This window comes from Pseudoxanthomonas sp. SGNA-20 (assembly GCF_003931635.1).
GTDB lineage: Bacteria > Pseudomonadota > Gammaproteobacteria > Xanthomonadales > Xanthomonadaceae > Pseudoxanthomonas.
In genome coordinates this window covers 813,378-829,740 of the sequence record NZ_RRYK01000001.1, presented here as the reverse complement: position 1 = coordinate 829,740, position 16,363 = coordinate 813,378, and the positions used below count along the sequence as shown (strand labels likewise).

The following is a 16,363-nucleotide window of genomic DNA, read 5'->3' as shown; positions in this document are numbered from 1 at the left end:
CCGCGCCCGCACGGGCGCGGCGCCCGTTCCGGAACCGTCCGAGATGACCCACGACATCAACCGCCGGCGCCTGCTCAAGGCGCTGGGCACCGGCGCCGCCAGCGGGCTCCTCGCGCCGTTCGGCATGGCCTTCGGCCAGGCCGCACCGCGCAACCTGCTTGCCAATCCGCGCTTCGACCGCGACCCGTTCCAGCTCGGCGTCGCCTCCGGAGAGCCCGCGCCCGATGGCTTCGTCCTCTGGACCCGGCTCGCGCCGCAGCCGCTGGAACAGGGCGGCGGCATGGTGATGCGGCCCATGGCGGTGACCTGGGAGCTGGCCGAGGACGAAGGCTTCCGCCGCGTCGTCCGCGATGGCCAAGCGCTGGCCCGGCCGGAGCTCGCGCATGCCGTGCATGTCGAGGTCGAGGGCCTGGCGCCCGGACGGCCGTACTGGTATCGCTTCGCCGTAGGCGGTGCGACCAGTCCGGTCGGCCGCAGCGCCACGCTCCCTGCGACGGATGCGCGCGTGGACCGCGTGCGCTTCGCCGTGGCCGGCTGCCAGCACCTGGAGGAGGGCCATTTCACGGCCTGGCGCCGGATCGCCGAGGAGCCCCTGGACTTCGTCTTCCACTACGGCGACTACATATACGAAGGCCCCGACCGCGGCCCTGGCGAGCGCATGCTCAACGGCCGCCCGTTCATGCCGCTGCGCCGCCACGTCGGCGGCGAGATCTATTCGCTGGACGACTACCGGCGGCGCTATGCGCAGTACCGCAGCGACCCGGACCTGCAGGCGGCGCACGCTGCGGTGCCCTGGTTCGTCAGCTTCGACGATCACGAGATCGACAACAACTGGGCCGGCGAGTTCGACCAGGACGGCACGCCGCCCGAGCTGTTCATGCTGCGCCGTGCGGTCGCCATGCAGGCCTACTACGAGCACATGCCGCTGCGGCGGCGCTCGATGCCGCACAACGGCCACATGCGCATGTATCGCCGCGCGGGCTGGGGCGACCTGCTGCAGGCGCACTTCCTCGACACGCGCCAGTACCGCAGCGACCAGGTCAACGGCGACCGCGACGGTCCCCAGAACGACGCGGTGGCCGATCCTTCGCGCACCATGCTCGGCGCGGAACAGGAAGCCTGGCTGTACGACGGCCTGCGCCCGGACCACCATCGCTGGCACGCGATCGCCCACCAGGTGAGCCTGGCCAACCTGGCGATGCGCTCGCGCGAAACCGGAGAGGTCGTGCATTCCATGGACCAGTGGTCCGGTTATCTCGGCCCGCGCCGCCGCCTGCTGGGGCACATCCATGAGGCGGGCATGAAGAACGTGGTCACCGTGTGCGGCGACGCGCATCGGCACTTCGCCAGCGACCTGCTGCAGGACCACGAGGACTCCGGCGTGATCTCCACCGAGTTCCTCGCCACGTCGATCAGCTCGGGCGCCGACGGCGCCGGCGAGGACGACGACTTCAACCGCAACGCGCGCAGCCTCAATCCGCAGCTCAAGGCGATCACCGACCGCCGCGGCTACGTGCTGTGCGAGGTGACCCGCGACGAGTGGCGCGGCGACCTGAAGGTGCTCGACCGGGTGACGGTACCGGACGAACCGGTACGCACCTACGCCAGCTTCGTGGTCGAGCGCGGTCGGCCGGGGCTGCAGCCGGCCTGACGCCGGCCGCTTGGCGAGCTGCCGGGGCGGCCCTGTGCGCCCCGCCAGCCCGCCACCCCGGGGCACCCGGCATGGGGAACACCGCGCCGGTCGACCCGGGGCGAGGCTCGCAGGGCAAGCTAAACTTGCCGTGTGCCTCCGCCCTCCTTGCCGCCGCTCTCGAGTTTGCGCGCCTTCGAGGCGGCCGCGCGGCTGGGCAGCTTTTCGCGGGCGGCCGCCGAGCTCAACATGACCCCGGCGGCGGTCAGCTACCAGATCAAGCAACTCGAAGCGCGGCTTGGCGTAGTGCTCTTCCGCCGTTTCCCGCGCCGCGTGGAACTGACCGCGAATGGGGACATGCTCGCACCGGCGATCTCCGGCGCATTCGCCACGATGCGAGCCGCAGTCGCCCAGACGGTCGAGCGTGCGCAGGACGAACTTTCCATCACGACCTTGCCGACGGTCGGCGCGACATGGCTGGCGCCGAAGCTCGGCCGTTTCAAGGCGCGCATGCCTGCCCTGCGCGTGCGCCTCGACATGAGCGTCCCTACGGCGGACCTCGATGCGCTCGATTTCGACGTCGCGATCCGCAGCGGACTGGGCACTTGGCCCGGTCTCCACGTTCGGCGGCGCGGCGCACGCGGGTGCGCCAGTCCTCGGTGCTGAGCTGGCCACGCTGGCCCTCGGCCCAGAGCGGGAACGACAGCGGGGTCAGCCCCGGCGGCCGGGCCAGGACCAGCGCGCGCGCGCCGCGGTCGCGCAGCACCTGCTCCAGCCGCGCCAGTTCCAGTTCGCCCTCCAGCACCTCGCGCTCGGCCTGGGCCAGCAGCAGGTGCCCGGGATCGTGGCGGCTCAACACGTCGAACAGCAGCCCGGAGGAGGCCTGCAGCTGGCGCAGGCTGCGCAGCTGGCGGCCCGGCAGCGTGGGCACCAGCAGGCCGGAGACGCGCGCGATCTCGCGGAAGCGGCGGCGCGCCAGCTCGCCCAGGTTGAGCGCCTGGCGCAGGTCGGCCTCCAGCCCTGCCGGCGAGAACATCGCCCGCAGCAGGGCTTCGTCCACCGGCGCCGCCTGCACCGGCGACAGCACCAGGCCGTAGTCGTTGGCGGCGAAGGCGAAGCTGTTGCGCTGCAGCCGACCCCAGCGCAGGGCGAACAGCGCGGCCAGGCCCTCGTTCACCTGGCGCCCGCCGAACGGGTACACGAACAGGTGCTGGCGCCCGCGCAGGCGGAGCCGCTCGACCAGCAGGCGGTCCGGTCCGGGCCGGGCGGAGATGCGCTCCTGCAGCGCCAGCAGTGGCGCCAGCGCGAGCAGCTCGAGCGAGCCGTCGGGCACGGCCAGCAACCGCTCCACCCCGTCGGCCAGTTGCGAGGACAGCGGCATGCGCCCGCCGCGCCAGGTCGGCACCGCACCCTCGCCGCCACGGGCCAGGCGCACGTAGGCGGTCATGTCCTCCAGCCGCACCAGCTCCAGCAGGCGGCCGGCGAAGCGGAAGCGGTCACCGCGACGCAGGCGGCCGACGAACTGTTCCTCCACCGCACCGAGCCGACCGCCGCGCAGCATGCGCACGGTGACGCTGCCATCGCTGGTGATGGTGCCGATCGACAGCCGGTGGCGGCTCGCCACGCGGCGGTCTTCGACCACGTAGCGGCCGTCTTCCGCGCGGACCACCTTGCGGAAGTCCGGGTAGTGCGAGAGCGCGCGGCCGCCCTGGACGATGAAGTCCAGCACCGCCCGCCAGGTCGCATCGTCCAGCCCGGCGAAGGCGTGGGTGCCGCGCACCTCCGCCAGCAGCACATCCGGCTCGAAGCCGCCGGCCAGCGCGCAGCTGACGCAGTGCTGGGCCAGCACGTCCAGCGGGCACCGCGGTGGCGGGCGCGCTTCCACCCGGCCGCTGCGGAGCGCATGGCGGGCGGCGGCGAACTCCAGCAGTTCCAGCGCGTGCGTGGGAACGCAGGTGATCGCGCCGGATTCGCCGGGACGGTGGCGTGCGCGGCCGGCGCGCTGCAGGAGGCGCGCCACGCCCTTGGGGCTGCCCAGCTGCAGCACCTGGTCCACCGCCGGGAAATCCACGCCCAGGTCCAGGCTCGAGGTGGCCACCACGCAGCGCACCGTGCCCTCGCGCAGTCCCTGCTCGGCGGCGCCGCGCAGGGCCGGGTCCAGCGAGCCGTGGTGCAGGGCGAGGGTGGCCGGATCCTCGGGCCAGACCGCAGCGAGCGCCTGGTGCCAGAGTTCGGCCTGGGCGCGGGTATTGGTGAACAGCAGGCTGCTGCGCACCGCCAGCAGCCGCTGCAGCACGCGCGCCAGCTGGCCCAGGCCCAGATGCCCGGCCCAGGGGAAGCGTTCACGGCCCTCGGGTCGCAGCGTCCGCACCGCCACCGTGCGGGCGCGGGGGCTGCCGACCAGGGCCGCACCGGGAACGTGAGGCAGCAGCACCTCGCGTGCCTGCCCGAGGTTGCCCAGCGTGGCCGACAGGCCCCAGATGCGCAGCCCGGGGCGCAGCGCGCGCAGGCGCGCGAGGTTGAGTTGCAGCAGCACGCCGTGCTTGTTGCCCAGCAGCTCGTGCCACTCGTCGACCACCACCATGTCCAGCGCGCGCAGGCGCTCCGGCGCGTCGGGATAGGACAGCAGCAGGGCCAGCGATTCCGGCGTGGTCACCAGCGCGTCGAGCCCGCCCTCGCGCGCCAGGCGGCGGTCGCGCGCGGAGGCGTCGCCGGTGCGATGGCCCACGCGCCAGTCCAGGCCCAGCGCCGCTGCCGGCTCGCGCAGCGCGCGGGTGGTATCGCTGGCCAGCGCGCGCAGCGGGGTGATCCACAGCAGGCGCAGGGGATGCGCCTCGGCGGCGCGCATGCGGCGCTTCGTGGCTGGCGCGGATTCGGCGCGTGCCAGCGCCTCGAGCAGGGACGCGCCGGCCACCGCCAGGGTCTTGCCGCTGCCGGTGGGCGTGTGCAGCAGGCCTGACTCGCCAGCCAGGGCGCGGCGCCAGACCTCGCGCTGGAAACGCAGCGGAATCCATTCGCGTTGCGCGAACCAGGCATCCAGTTGCCGGCGCGCGCGACGCAATGCGGCCGCGGTCGGCCGCGGAGGCGCCGGTGGCGTGGCCGGCGGCGCGCCGCTCATCGCGCCAGCGCCTGCAGCGTGGCCAGCACGTCGGCCTCGGCGGCCGGCTTGTCGTGGCGCCAGCGCAGGATGCGCGGGAAGCGCACGGCAATGCCGGACTTGTGCCGGCTGCTGCGGTTGACTGCTTCGAAGCCCAGCTCGAACACCTGCACCGGTTCCACCGAGCGCACCGGGCCGAAGCGTTCCAGGGTGTGCGCGCGGATCCAGCGGTCGAGTTTCAGGATCTCGGCGTCGTCCAGCCCGGAGTAGGCCTTGGCCACCGGCACCAGGGCGCCGTCGTGCCACAGGCCGAAGGTGTAGTCGGTGAACAGGGTGCTGCGCCGGCCATGGCCGGCCTGGGCGTAGATCAGCACAGCGTCGATGGTCAGCGGGTCGATCTTCCACTTCCACCAGTCGCCGCGGCGGCGGCCGGACTGGTAGGCGGCACTGGCGCGCTTGAGCATCAGGCCTTCCACGCCGCGCCCGCGCGACTGCATGCGCAGCGCGGCGGCGTGCTCCCAGCTGGCGGGCTGCACCTGCGGCGACAGCGCGATGCGCGGGCCATCCAGCGCCGCCAGCACCCGTTCCAGCCGCGCGCGGCGCTGCAGTTGCGGCAACGCGCGCAGGTCCTGGCCATCGAGCTCCAGCAGGTCGTATGCCACCACCCGCACCGGCGTGTCGGCCAGGGTCTTCGCGCCCGGCTTGCGCCGCTGGATTCGGGTCTGCAGCGCGGTGAACGGCAGCGGCGCATCCTCGCCATCGCGCCAGGCCAGCAGTTCGCCGTCGATCACCGTCCCGTCCGGCAGCGCCGCGGCGGCCTGTTCGATCTCGGGGAAGCGGCCATCCAGGCGCTCCTCGCCGCGCGACCACAGCGCCACCTCGCCGGCGCGGCGCAGCAGCTGCACGCGGATGCCGTCCCACTTCCATTCCAGCAGCCAGTCGTCGATCGGGCCCAGGTTCCCGGGTTCGGCTTCCAGCGGCGAGGCAAGGAAGAACGGATAGGGTTGCTGGCGGTCGCCTGGTTGCTCTTCCGGGTCCAGCAGGTGCTGCATCCAGGCCGCATCGGGCGTCCAGGCGCCAAGCATGCGCTGGGCAATGCGGGCGATATCCACCCCGGACAGCTCGGCCAGCGCCTGCTGCACCAGTCGCTGCGACACACCCACCCGCAGCGAGCCGGTCAGCAGCTTGTTGAAGGCCAGGCGCTCGTCGAAGCACAGGCTGCGCCAGGCCTCGATGATCGCGGCGCGACGTACTTCCGGCACGGCATTGGCCAGCGGCAGCAGGCGCCGTTCGATCCATTCCGACAGCGGCACGTCGGCGCCGGCATCGGGCGGGTCGTCCAGCAGCAGGGTCACGGTCTCGGCCAGGTCGCCCACCTGCGAGTAGCTGTCGTCCACCAGCCAGCCGGGAAGGCCGGCGACTTCGCCCACCCAGGCGCGCAGTTCGCCGCTGGCGGCGATCTTGCGGCCGGCGCCGGAGATCTTGCCGCCGGACAGCAGGTGCAGGGCCCAGGCGGCGTCGGCCGGCGGCGCATCGCGGAAATAGGCGACCAGGGCCGCGCGCTTGTCGCCGGTGGCGGTGCTGCGGTCCAGTTCCCGGTAGAGCGCGGCGAAGCGCCTCATGTGCCCGGCTCCTGCGGCTCGCCGGCCGCTGCGGCGTCCTGCAGGGTTTCATCGCCGTAGCCGGTGTGGAAGGACTCGGCGGCCACGCCCTGTTCGCACAGGTGGCGCACCAGGGCGTCGGTGTTGCCGTGGGTGGCGATGATCCGGCGCGCGCCGGTGTCGGCGATGGTGCGCAGCAGGTCGGGCCAGTCGGCGTGGTCGGAGATGACGAAGCCGCGGTCCACGTTGCGCCGGCGGCGGTTGCCGCGGATCCGCATCCAGCCGGAGGCAAAGCCGTGCTGGGCGCGACGGAAGCGCCGCAGCCAGGCGCTGCCTGCGGCCGAGGGCGGGGCGATCACCAGGCGCCCGGCGCAGTCGGCGTTGCGTGGCAGGTCCGAGACGCGTTCGGTATCGAGCATCGCGATGCCGGCCTGGCGGTAGACCTGCACGCCGGCGTCGATCGCACCGTGCAGCAGCGCTGGCACGTCGTCGAGGTCGCGCAGTTCGGCCAGCACGCGCTGCGCCTTGCCCAGCGCGTAGCAGTACAGGATCGCGGCCTCGCCGCGCTCGGCGCATTGCCGCCGCCATTGCACGATGTCGGCCGCGACCTGGCGCGTGTCCGGCCAGCGGTACACAGGCAGCCCGAAGGTCGCCTCGGTGATGAAGGTGTCGCACTGGACCGGTTCGAACGGAGCACACGTGGGATCGGGCTGGCGCTTGTAGTCGCCCGAGGCGACCCAGACCTGGCCATCGGCCTCGATCCTTACCTGCGCCGAGCCCAGTACATGCCCGGCCGGATGCAGCGACACGCGTGCCCGGCCGAGGGTGAAGGCCTCGCCGTAATCGTGCGCGTGCACCACCTGCCCGCCCAGGCGCCAGCGCAGGATCGGAATGCTGTCGCGACTGCAGTGGTACTCGCCCATGCCGCCGCGGGCGTGGTCGCCATGGCCATGGGTGATGACCGCGCGCGGCACCGGCCGCCACGGATCGATGTGGAAATCGCCGGGCGGGCAGTAAAGCCCTTCCGGGCGCAGGACGACCAGGTCGTCGGGGGACTCGGGCATGGCCCGAGTCTCGGCCGGCGCGCGTGCAGGCGGCGAGAACCTCCCGCGCGCCGCGGATCAGTCATTCAGTGTCCGTGGCCGCAGGCGTCGTCTTCGCCGATGTCCTCGTTCCACACGTGCGGGTTGGCGGCGATCCAGTCGCCGAGCATGCGGATGCACTCGGCGTCGTTGAGGTCGATGACCTCAACGCCCTGTTCGCGCAGCCACTCGTGCCCGCCCTGGAAGTTGACCGCCTCGCCCATCACCACCGTGCCGATGCCGAACTGCCTGACCAGGCCACTGCAGTACCAGCACGGCGAGAGCGTGGTCACCATGATGGTGTCGCGGTAGGAGCGCTGGCGCCCGGCCTTGCGGAAGGCATCGGTCTCGCCGTGCACGGAAGGATCGTTTTCCTGCACCCGGCGGTTGTGGCCACGGCCGAGCAGGGTGCCGTCGCGGCGGAACAGGGCCGCGCCGATCGGGATGCCGCCCTCGGCCAGGCCCTGGCGGGCTTCCTCGACGGCAATGGCCAGCAGGCTGCGGTAATCGATGCTCACGGTCGCGGTCAGGTTGCGGAGGGGGGCGCCAGCGTACGCCGGACGGGCGTGGTTGTCAGGCGCCGGTATCCACCGCCACCACCACCGACATGCCCGGCGCCAGGCGCGACAGCAGCGGTTCCTGGCCCGGGTCGATGCCGATCCGCACCGGGATGCGCTGCGGGATCTTCACGAAGTTGGCGGTGGCGTTGTCCGGCGGCAGCACCGAGAACTGCGCGCCGGTGGCCGGGGCGATGCGCTCCACGTGGCCGGACAGGGCCAGGCCGCCAAGCGCGTCGACGGTGAAGCGCACCGGCTGCCCGGACTGCACCCGCGCCATCTGCGTCTCCTTGAAATTGGCCACCACCCACAGCTCGTCCGGCACCAGTGCCATCAGCGTCGTCGCAGTGGCCACGTATGCGCCCTCGCGCACGCCTACCTGGCCCAGGCGGCCGTCGCGCGGTGCGAGGATGCGGGTGTTGTCGAGGTTGATCCGGGCCAGTTCCACCGCCGCCTCGGCGGCGGCCACCCGCGCTTCCAGGCCCCGGCGCCCGGTCTCGATGCCGCGCTCGTTCTCGCGCGCGGCCTGCAGCGCGGCGCGGGCCTGGACGAGGTCGGCACGGGCCTGGACGAGGTCGGCACGGGCCTGGCGGTCGCTGGCCAGCGCGGCCTCGCGGTCCTGTTCGGAAACCAGGCGTTGCGCGGCCAGTTCGTTGGCCCGGCGCAGCACCGCATCGGCATGCTCGCGCTGGGCCTGCTGCGCCTGGATGCGGGCGGCGACCTGGGCACTGGCGGCAGCCGCGCCGCGGCGCTGCTGGTCCCAGGCGGCCAGCTCGGCGCGGGCGGCCAGCAGCTGGGCCCGGGCCTGCTGCAGCTGCTGGGCGTAGATGCGGTCGTCGATCCGCGCCAGCAGCTGGCCGCGGCGGACCTGCTGGAAGTCCTGCACCGCCACCTCGACCACGTAGCCTTCCACCTGCGGTGCGACCAGGGTGACCTGGCCCTGCACCTGGGCGTCCTCGGTGCGTTCGATGGCGCCGTGGAACGGCGGGACCTGCCAGGCGTAGAGCACCAGTCCGATCCCCGCCAGCGCGAGCGCGGCGATGCCCAGTGTGGCCAAGAGCCGGCGCCGGGGCGCGGCGGGCTGCGGCGTGGAGGCGGTGGGGGAGGCGGTGGGGGAGGCGGTGGCGGGGGCGTTCATGGGCGTGCGGGGGAAGCGGGCGCGGGCAACGCGCCGGGTGCGGTGGGTTGCGGCGCGGCCTTGCGCCGGCGCAGGTACAGGTCGTTGTAGGCCAGCACCGTGGCTTCGCGCCCGGTGGCCTGGCCGAGCATGCGCAGCGCCTGCAGCTGGCGCTGCGCCGCATCGGGCACGTCGTGCAGGTGCAGCGCGGCGTAGCCGTGCAGGCGCGCGGCCACCTGCGGGTCGGGCGGCTCCAGGCCCTCGCCCAGGCGCGCGGCGTGCAGCCGGGTGCGCACGGTGAGGAAGCTGCCGAGCACCGCGCTGCCGAGCAGGCTGCCCAGGCCCTGGGCCATGCCGAACAGGACGATGAAACTGATGAAGTTGCGCGGCTGGGCCAGCACCTTGCCGATGCCGCTGAGCATGGCCGGGGCGATGAAGACGGTGCTGCCGCAGCCGATCAGGAACTGGCTGAGGTACATCTGTGCCGGCCGGGTCTGGCTGGTGGCGTGCGCGTCCATGAACGCGCCGGTGGCGATCAGCAGCACCGCCGCGATCAGCTGCTGCGGGAAGTTCGGCGGCGCCAGGGTCAGGGCACTGGCCGCGATCCCGCACAGGCAGCCGGCCACCACCATTGCCGACATCACCTGCAGCTGGGCGTTGTCCAGGCCCAGCTGCTGGAACATGGGCACCGCGCCGAAGCTGTGCTCGGACAGGCAGACGCGGATCAGCAGGATCGACAGGGTCAGCCGCAGCAGGTCGCCGCTGGCCAGCCAGCGCAGGTTGAGCATGGGATTGCGGCGGTTGTGCTCGATCACCGCGGGCACCGCCAGCAGGGCCAGCGAGGCGGCCAGCACCAGGCCCAGCCAGGGGGTGTCGGCCCACCACAACACCGGGCCGAAGGCCAGGACCACGGCCAGGCCCGCGGCGCCGGGGATGAAGCTCAGCAGGGTGGCCAGGTCCAGCCGCTCGAACACCTTGTAGCGGTCGCCGGGCGGCAGCTTCACCGCCAGCACCCCGGCCAGCGCCACCATCGCCAGGCCCAGTTCGAACACGTGCAGGCCGCGCCATTCGCCCAGCTGCAGCAGCTCGGTGGAGAACATCCGCGCCAGCGGGATCGGCAGCTGGGTCAGGCCCAGGGCGATGGCCAGGGCCTTGCGGCGGTGCTCGGGCGGGAAGGCCTGGATCATGTAGTACACGCCCAGCGAGTTGAGCGCGGTGGCGCACAGGCCATGCGCGGCACGCACCGCCACCGCCGAGCCGAGGTCGTTGGCGAACAGGTGGGCCAGGGCGATGGCCGCGTACAGCGCCAGGCAGATCTCGGTGAACAGGCGCAGGCCGTACTGCTGGCGGAACTTCACCAGCACCAGGTTGGCCGACATGCTGGTCATGAAGAACGCCGCCGGCAGCCACTGCATTTCCCAGGCATAGGCGCCGAAGTTGCCCTGCAGGTAGGGCAGGTTGGCGCTGACCAGGGCGTTGCCGAGGCCGCCGGCCAGCGCCACCAGCACGCCCACGCCGGCGAACTGCAGCCGGCGCAGGGTGGGATGGTGGGGCGTGGACGGCGAGCCGGGGAAGGTCGGGCGTTCGTGCGGGAGCCACTGCCGCGGGATGTAGCGCGGGTCCATCGGGGTTCAGCCGTTGCCGTCCCCGGGCGCGGCGCCAAGGCTGCGGCACAGCCGCCGCAGGTAGTCGTGGAGCTGCGCGGTCTCGTCCGGGCCGAAGTCCTGCATGGCCTGCTCGCGCGCCTGGCCGAGCACGCGCAGGATCCGGCGCAGGGCCGGGCGCGCCTTCGGCGCCAGGTGCACGCGCTTGCTGCGGCGGTCGTCCGGATCGGGCCGGCGCTCGACCATGCCGCGCGCCTCCAGCCGGTCCAGGTGGGCGACCAGCGACATCGGCTCGATCGACAGCGCCGCAGCCAGCTCGGTCTGGCGCACCGGGCCGAGCTTGTCGGCCACCACCAGGGTGCGGGCCTCGCCGGGGGTCATGTCCAGGTCGGCCGCGGCCAGGGCGGCCTCGAAGCGCTGGCGCAGCAGGCGGGCGGCGGTGACCAGCAGGAAGCCGAAGCTGTCGTCGCCGCGTGAGGGGGAGTGGGTTTCCATGGGAGCCATATTGTAAGCTTGGCTTATGAACTGGCCGGAACCGCGCGCCCGGCGGGCGGCCTCCACGCCCGTGGTGCCATAATTGCCGCATGAGCGAATCCCCCTACGAACGCGGCACCACCCACTTCGGCTTCCGGGACGTCCCGGCCACGGAGAAGCAGAAGCTGGTGGGCCAGGTCTTCACCTCGGTCGCGCGCAAGTACGACCTGATGAACGACCTGATGAGCCTGGGCATCCACCGCGCGTGGAAGCGCTACTTCACCGCCACCTGCCAGGTGAAGCCGGGCGACCGGGTGCTGGACCTGGCCGGCGGCACCGGCGACATCGCCGCGCTGCTCAAGCCGCGCGTGGGCGCCACCGGGCAGATCGTGCTGGGCGACATCAACGCCGGCATGCTCTCGGTCGGCCGCGACCGCCTCACCGACCGCGGCCTGGTCTCGGGCCTGGAGTACGTGCAGTGCAACGCCGAGAAGCTGCCGTTCCCGGATGGCAGCTTCGACCTGGTGACCATGGCCTTCGGCCTGCGCAACGTCACCGACAAGGACGCGGCCCTGCGCGAGATCGCGCGCGTGCTGCGCGTGGGTGGCCAGGCGCGGGTGCTGGAGTTCTCCGAGGTGAAGGCCGAGTGGTTCCGGCCGATCTACGACTTCCACTCGTTCAAGGTGCTGCCGAGGCTGGGCCAGCTGTTCGCCGGCGATGCCGCCAGCTACCAGTACCTGGCCGAGAGCATCCGCAAGCATCCGCCGCAGGAGCAGCTGAAGGCGATGATGGAAGAGGCCGGGCTGTCGCGCTGCGGCTACGTGAACCTCAGCGCCGGCATCGTCGCGGTGCATACCGGCTACAAGGTCTGAGCGCGCGGGCCGCCAGGCGGCCCGGATTGTCCTTCCGGCTTGCCCGGCCTGCGCGTCGGCGGGTGGCCGGGGCGCGGGCGCGCCCGGCGTGGCGTGGCCTGCGCCGGTGGCCGGCCGCCAGCCGGGGTCAGGGGCCACCGGCCTGGGAAAGGGGGCAGGGCGCGGGGCGCGCGGTACACTCGCTGTTTTCCGCTTGACCCTCGAACATGCGCTTTCCAGCCCTGCTGCTCACCCTTGCCATGACCGCCGCCGCCAGCGGCTGCTCCGGCGAACAGGCCGGTCCGGCCGATCCCGCCAATCCCCAGGCCCGCCCGGCCCAGGCCGCCCAGGCCTCGGCCCGCCGCCACGACGAAAGCTCCTGGTCCGAGCCGGACAAGGTGCGCATCGCCGACCTGGCGCTGGACCTGAAGCTGGACTTCGACGCCCGCCAGCTGTCGGGCACCGCCACCTACGCCCTGCAGTGGGCCGATCCGAAGGCCACCCAGCTGGTGCTGGACACCCGCGACCTGGCCATCGACAAGGTCGAGGGCGAGGTCGACGGCGCCTGGACCCCGCTGCAGTTCGAGCTGGCCGAGGCCGACCCGGTGTTCGGCAGCAAGCTGACCATCCAGGCGCCGCAGCGCAACGCCAGGATCCGCGTCACCTACGCCACCTCGCCGCAGGCTTCCGGCCTGCAGTGGCTGGAGCCGTCGATGACCGAGGGCGGCAAGCTGCCCTTCATGTTCAGCCAGTCGCAGGCGATCCATGCCCGCAGCTGGGTGCCGCTGCAGGACACCCCGGGCGTGCGCTTCACCTATAGCGCGCACGTCACCACTCGCCCGGACGTGATGGTGCTGATGAGCGCCGACAACGACCCGGCGGCGGTGCGCGACGGCGACTACAGCTTCACCATGCCGCAGCCGATCCCGTCCTACCTGCTGGCGATCGCCGCCGGCGACCTGGTGTTCAAGCCGATCTCCGCGCGCAGCGGCGTGTGGGCCGAGCCGTCCATGGTCGACCGCGCGGTGAAGGAGTTCGAGGACACCGAGCAGATGATCGTCGCCACCGAGGGCCTGTACGGCGCCTACCGGTGGGAGCGCTACGACATGCTGGTGCTGCCGCCGTCGTTCCCGTTCGGCGGCATGGAGAACCCGCGCCTGAGCTTCATCACCCCGACCGTGATCGTCGGCGACAAGTCGCTGGTCTCGCTGATCGCCCACGAGCTGGCGCACAGCTGGTCCGGCAACCTGGTCACCAACGCCAGCTGGAAGGACATCTGGCTCAACGAGGGCTTCACCACCTACGTCCAGGGCCGCATCGTCGAGGCGCTGTACGGCGAGGAGCTGGCCGAGATGGAGCGCCAGATCGACCAGGCCGGGGTCAAGGCCGACATGGAGCACATGGCCGCCCAGGACCAGCTGCTGGTGCTGCCGCCGCTGGCCGCACGCGACCCGGACGAGGCGCTGAGCGAGGTGGCCTACACCAAGGGCGCCTGGTTCCTGCAGTTCCTGGAGCAGCGGGTGGGCCGCGCGAAGTTCGACCCCTTCCTGCGCGGCTGGTTCGACGACCACGCCTTCCAGAGCGCCGACAGCGAGCAGTTCGTCGCCTACCTGCGCGAGAAGCTGCTGAAGGACAACCCGATGGCGGTGACCGAGGAAGAGCTGGACGCCTGGCTCAACCAGCCCGGCATCCCCGCGTTCGCCACCCCGGCGCAGGCGCGCACCTTCGCCAGCGTGGACAGCGCGCGCATCGCCTGGCTCGGCAGCGGCGAGCTGCCCAGCCCGCAGGTGACCGCCGACTGGGGCACCCAGGCCTGGGTGCGCTTCCTGGAAGGCATGGGCGAGCGCCTCGAGCCCGCGCGGCTGGCGCAGCTGGACAAGGCCTACCGCTTCACCGGCACCCCGAACGGCGAGATCGCCATGCGCTGGTATCCGCTGGCCCTGCGCAGCGGCTACCTCGAGGCGCGCCCGGCGGCCGGCGAGTTCATCCAGCGGGTCGGCCGGCGCAAGCTGATCCTGCCGGTGTACCTGGAGCTGGTGAAGACGCCGGACGGCCTGGCCTTCGCCCGCGAGGTGTTCGAGCGCGCCAGGCCCGGCTACCACCCGATCACCACCGCCTCGGTGGAGGCGATCCTGGCCCGTGCCGAAGGCGCGAAGCAGTAAGACCCCGGGCGCGCCGGCCCACCCGGCGCGCCCGCCCGAGGAAGCAAGACATGCAGCCGATCCGTCCGCGACTGTCCCTGGCCCTGCTGCTGGCCGCCACCCTGGCCGGCGCCAGCGCCTGCACCGACCGCGAGGCCCAGCGCCAGGCGCAGCTGGCCGCCGAGGCCGAGGCCCGGGCCCGTGCCGCGGCGGAACTGCAGCGCCAGTACGAGGCGGCGGTGGCCGACCGCAACTGGGAACTGGCGCGGGTCCACGGCGTGGCCCTGCTGGACCAGTACCCGGACAGCGAGGCCGCCGCGGCCATCGGCCCCGGGCTGGAGGAGGTCAAGGCGCGCGCCGAGGAGGCGCGCGAGCAGCGCCGCCTGGCGAGCCTGTGGAACTACGCCCGGGTGCCGGCCGGCAAGGGCGAACAGCGCACCGCGGCGATCCTCAGCCAGGAGCCGGTGGACACCGGCGGCAGCCGCCCGGCCGCGGTGCAGCTGGTGATCCGCGACCACCCCGAGTGGAAGCGCAGCGCCTACCTGGTGCTGGAGGGCGGCGACTTCGACTGCTACGGCGGCTGCAAGGTCCAGGTGAAGTTCGACGATGCCGCGGCGCGGCCGATGTCGGCTTGGCGCCCGAAAACCGACGAGGCCATCGCCATGTTCATCGAGGACTACCGCGGGCTGTGGAAGCGCATGCGCCAGGCGCGGCGGCTGGAGATCAGCTTCCCGGTGAAGGCCGGCGGCAGCCGCACCGCGGTGTTCGAGACCGGGGGCCTGGACGGCAGCCAGATGCCGGGCTGGGACTGACGCCGCCATGCCGAACCTGGACTACGTGGTCGTGGCGGTGGTCAGCGTGCTGGCCATCGCCCTGCACGTGGTCCTGTTCGTGCTGGTGCGGCGCTGGATGGACCGCGACCTGGCGCTGTCGCTGGCCGGCGAGGACCCGGCGCGGCGGCAGTGGATGCTGGAGCAGCTGGCCCTGGCCCGCCGCCAGGGCGTGCGCCGGCGCGATCTGCCGGTCTGGCTGGAGCAGGCGGCCAGGGCGGCGCCCGCGGCGGCAAGCCCGCCGGCGGAAGGCTGAAAGCGAAGGCGCGGGCTGGCCTGGCCCGCGGCGACGGCGGTGCCGGGCGCCTGCCCGGCGGCGCGGGCCGCCTTACTCGAGGCTGTAGCCGAACTGCTGGCGGAAGTGCTCGTTGAACTCGGCGAAGTCGAAGCGCTGGTTCTGGGTGCCGGGGTGCTCGACCTTGAGCGCCCCCATCAGGTTGCCCATGCGGCCGATGGTCAGCCAGTCGTAGCCCTTCTCGATGCCGAAGATCAGGCCGGCGCGGAAGGCGTCGCCGCAGCCGGTCGGATCGACCACCCGGCGCTCGTGCGCCGGCGGCACCTCGTAGGTCTTCTCCGGGGTATGCACCAGGGCGCCACGCGGGCCCTGGGTGGTGATGTAGGCCTTCACCCGCGAGACGATCTCGCGGTCGGTCCAGCCGGTGCGCTCCTGCAGCAGGTTGGACTCGTAGTCGTTGACCACCACGTAGTCGGCCAGCTCGATGAACTGGCGCAGCTCCTGGCCGTTGAACAGCGGCATGGCCTGGCCCGGGTCGAAGATGAACGGCACGCCCATCTCGTGGAACTCGGCGGCGTTCTGCAACATGCCCTCGCGGCCGTCCGGGCCGACCAGGCCCAGGGTGATCCCCGGCACGTCCTTCACGTGGTTCTCGTGCGAACGCATCATCGCGCCCGGGTGGAAGGCGGTGATCTGGTTGTTGTCGTGGTCGGTGGTGATGAAGGCCTGCGGGGTGAACAGCTCCTCGATCACCTTGACCTGCGACAGGTCGATGCCAAGGGACTCGAAATGCTCGCGATAAGGGCCGAAATCGCCGCCAACGGTGCCCATCGGCACCGGCTTGCCGCCGAGCAGGTGGAGGTTGTAGGCGATGTTGCCGGCGCAGCCACCGAACTCCCGGCGCATGCGCGGGACCAGGAAGGAGACGTTCAGGATGTGCACCTTGTCCGGCAGGATGTGGTTCTTGAACTGGTCCGGGAACACCATGATGGTGTCGTAGGCGAGGGAACCACAGATCAGGGTGGACATCGGCTTGGTACTCGGGCGCGCGCGGCGCGCGTGACAGGGGCTGCGGCCTTGCGCCGCGGCGCAAAGGTTACCGGCTGCGCCCCCGCGCGGCCAGCCCGGGCCTCGGGGCGGGCGC

General features: G+C 72.5%; 14 protein-coding genes. 6 read left to right on the top strand and 8 right to left on the bottom strand.

All coding sequences use genetic code 11. The annotated features are described in order from the left end of the window. Positions 1-43: 43 nt before the first annotated feature. Positions 44-1,651 carry an alkaline phosphatase D family protein gene (locus tag EIM48_RS03690; RefSeq protein WP_019397597.1) on the top strand — a complete coding sequence of 536 codons (1,608 nt, stop codon included), beginning with the start codon at positions 44-46 and terminating at the stop codon, positions 1,649-1,651. Positions 1,652-1,816: 165 nt separating this feature from the next. After that, a complete protein-coding gene (locus EIM48_RS03685) occupies positions 1,817-2,296 on the top strand; it encodes a LysR family transcriptional regulator (RefSeq protein ID WP_019397596.1) in 480 nt (159 codons plus the stop codon). Here EIM48_RS03685 and EIM48_RS03680 read toward each other — a convergent pair. From EIM48_RS03680 to EIM48_RS03650, 7 genes are all read right to left on the bottom strand, one after another. Further along, positions 2,178-4,748 carry a ligase-associated DNA damage response DEXH box helicase gene (locus EIM48_RS03680; RefSeq protein ID WP_125111093.1) on the bottom strand — a complete coding sequence of 857 codons (2,571 nt, stop codon included), beginning with the start codon at positions 4,746-4,748 and terminating at the stop codon, positions 2,178-2,180. The genes EIM48_RS03685 and EIM48_RS03680 overlap by 119 nt on opposite strands. Beyond that, a complete protein-coding gene (locus tag EIM48_RS03675) occupies positions 4,745-6,349 on the bottom strand; it encodes an ATP-dependent DNA ligase (RefSeq protein WP_125111092.1) in 1,605 nt (534 codons plus the stop codon). The genes EIM48_RS03680 and EIM48_RS03675 overlap by 4 nt, the downstream gene beginning before the upstream one ends. Then, complete coding sequence (locus tag EIM48_RS03670; RefSeq protein ID WP_125111091.1) at positions 6,346-7,392, bottom strand: ligase-associated DNA damage response exonuclease; 1,047 nt, start codon at positions 7,390-7,392, stop codon at positions 6,346-6,348. The genes EIM48_RS03675 and EIM48_RS03670 overlap by 4 nt, the downstream gene beginning before the upstream one ends. Before the next feature lie 65 nt (positions 7,393-7,457). Next, a complete protein-coding gene (locus tag EIM48_RS03665) occupies positions 7,458-7,928 on the bottom strand; it encodes a nucleoside deaminase (protein WP_019397593.1) in 471 nt (156 codons plus the stop codon). 55 nt (positions 7,929-7,983) lie between these two features. Further along, complete coding sequence (locus tag EIM48_RS03660) at positions 7,984-9,105, bottom strand: HlyD family secretion protein (protein WP_125111090.1); 1,122 nt, start codon at positions 9,103-9,105, stop codon at positions 7,984-7,986. Beyond that, positions 9,102-10,709, bottom strand: coding sequence for an MFS transporter (locus tag EIM48_RS03655; protein ID WP_125111089.1), 1,608 nt, complete (start codon positions 10,707-10,709; stop codon positions 9,102-9,104). The genes EIM48_RS03660 and EIM48_RS03655 overlap by 4 nt, the downstream gene beginning before the upstream one ends. Positions 10,710-10,715: 6 nt before the next feature. Continuing rightward, positions 10,716-11,183: a MarR family transcriptional regulator gene (locus EIM48_RS03650; protein ID WP_158675193.1), complete on the bottom strand. Its 468-nt coding sequence runs from the start codon at positions 11,181-11,183 to the stop codon at positions 10,716-10,718. Between the two features lie 89 nt (positions 11,184-11,272). Here EIM48_RS03650 and ubiE point away from each other — a divergent pair, with 89 nt between their 5' ends. From ubiE to EIM48_RS03630, 4 genes are all read left to right on the top strand, one after another. Continuing rightward, positions 11,273-12,034, top strand: coding sequence for a bifunctional demethylmenaquinone methyltransferase/2-methoxy-6-polyprenyl-1,4-benzoquinol methylase UbiE (ubiE, locus tag EIM48_RS03645; RefSeq protein ID WP_019397786.1), 762 nt, complete (start codon positions 11,273-11,275; stop codon positions 12,032-12,034). A 206-nt stretch (positions 12,035-12,240) separates the two neighbouring features. Beyond that, positions 12,241-14,175, top strand: a complete 1,935-nt coding sequence (locus EIM48_RS03640) for a M1 family metallopeptidase (RefSeq protein WP_125075793.1) — start codon at positions 12,241-12,243, stop codon at positions 14,173-14,175. Between the two features lie 50 nt (positions 14,176-14,225). After that, positions 14,226-14,966: a hypothetical protein gene (locus EIM48_RS03635; protein ID WP_125111087.1), complete on the top strand. Its 741-nt coding sequence runs from the start codon at positions 14,226-14,228 to the stop codon at positions 14,964-14,966. Positions 14,967-14,973: 7 nt separating this feature from the next. Further along, on the top strand, positions 14,974-15,240 hold the full coding sequence (locus EIM48_RS03630; RefSeq protein WP_199728370.1) for a hypothetical protein: 267 nt from the start codon (positions 14,974-14,976) through the stop codon (positions 15,238-15,240). Between the two features lie 72 nt (positions 15,241-15,312). Here EIM48_RS03630 and EIM48_RS03625 read toward each other — a convergent pair whose 3' ends face one another. Then, positions 15,313-16,248, bottom strand: a complete 936-nt coding sequence (locus EIM48_RS03625) for a carbohydrate kinase family protein (RefSeq protein ID WP_028914442.1) — start codon at positions 16,246-16,248, stop codon at positions 15,313-15,315. Between the last annotated feature and the right edge of the window lie 115 nt (positions 16,249-16,363).

Bases quoted from the DNA above. Each gene is read 5' to 3' on its own strand.
- EIM48_RS03690 (WP_019397597.1), top strand. From the start codon at position 44: ATGACCCACGACATCAACCGCCGGCGCCTGCTCAAGGCGCTGGGCACC.
- EIM48_RS03680 (WP_125111093.1), bottom strand. From the start codon at position 4,748: ATGAGCGGCGCGCCGCCGGCCACGCCACCGGCGCCTCCGCGGCCGACC.
- EIM48_RS03675 (WP_125111092.1), bottom strand. From the start codon at position 6,349: ATGAGGCGCTTCGCCGCGCTCTACCGGGAACTGGACCGCAGCACCGCC.
- EIM48_RS03670 (WP_125111091.1), bottom strand. From the start codon at position 7,392: ATGCCCGAGTCCCCCGACGACCTGGTCGTCCTGCGCCCGGAAGGGCTT.
- EIM48_RS03660 (WP_125111090.1), bottom strand. From the start codon at position 9,105: ATGAACGCCCCCGCCACCGCCTCCCCCACCGCCTCCCCCACCGCCTCC.
- EIM48_RS03655 (WP_125111089.1), bottom strand. From the start codon at position 10,709: ATGGACCCGCGCTACATCCCGCGGCAGTGGCTCCCGCACGAACGCCCG.
- EIM48_RS03650 (WP_158675193.1), bottom strand. From the start codon at position 11,183: ATGGAAACCCACTCCCCCTCACGCGGCGACGACAGCTTCGGCTTCCTG.
- ubiE (WP_019397786.1), top strand. From the start codon at position 11,273: ATGAGCGAATCCCCCTACGAACGCGGCACCACCCACTTCGGCTTCCGG.
- EIM48_RS03640 (WP_125075793.1), top strand. From the start codon at position 12,241: ATGCGCTTTCCAGCCCTGCTGCTCACCCTTGCCATGACCGCCGCCGCC.
- EIM48_RS03635 (WP_125111087.1), top strand. From the start codon at position 14,226: ATGCAGCCGATCCGTCCGCGACTGTCCCTGGCCCTGCTGCTGGCCGCC.
- EIM48_RS03630 (WP_199728370.1), top strand. From the start codon at position 14,974: ATGCCGAACCTGGACTACGTGGTCGTGGCGGTGGTCAGCGTGCTGGCC.
- EIM48_RS03625 (WP_028914442.1), bottom strand. From the start codon at position 16,248: ATGTCCACCCTGATCTGTGGTTCCCTCGCCTACGACACCATCATGGTG.